Origin of the sequence: Oceanospirillum linum, from assembly GCF_001995095.2 — a bacterium.
GTDB lineage: Bacteria > Pseudomonadota > Gammaproteobacteria > Pseudomonadales > Halomonadaceae > Oceanospirillum > Oceanospirillum linum.
In genome coordinates, this window is sequence record NZ_MTSD02000150.1 from 1 (window position 1) to 421 (window position 421).

Below are 421 nucleotides of genomic sequence, written 5' to 3' on the forward strand. Positions count from 1 at the left end.
GTACGAAGGGGTTAGTGCAGCTATTTGGCAGAGAGAAGAGTCCGCACTCACCCGCTACCAACATCCGGGGCACCACACCCTTAGCTGCTACTTAGATGGCGGACAAGATATTCGCCGCTTATACCCTAGCCGCAGCATCAGCGGTGGCGCGCCGGGGCGCATCTGCTTAATGCCTGAAGACCATGATTCCAACTGGGATGTGAACGGCAAAATCCGCTTTATGCACCTGTACTTCTCAGAACAGCATTTGCGTCACTTAGCAGGCCGTATTCAAGATAAAGGCAGCGACCACTTGGTCTTACAAGACCTGACCTTTATTGACGACCTATGGATCAGCCGCCTGTGCCAACAGATGATGATGCCGCTGAACTGGCAAGATAACGCCGACCAAATGATGCTCAGCAGCGCCAGCGATATGCTA

At 53.2% G+C, this 421-nt stretch carries 1 pseudogene; it reads left to right on the forward strand.

Features of this window, described 5'->3' with window-relative positions:
* Positions 1–169 precede the first annotated feature (169 nt).
* Positions 170–421: pseudogene (locus BTA35_RS18570) on the forward strand (hypothetical protein); the annotation flags it as partial.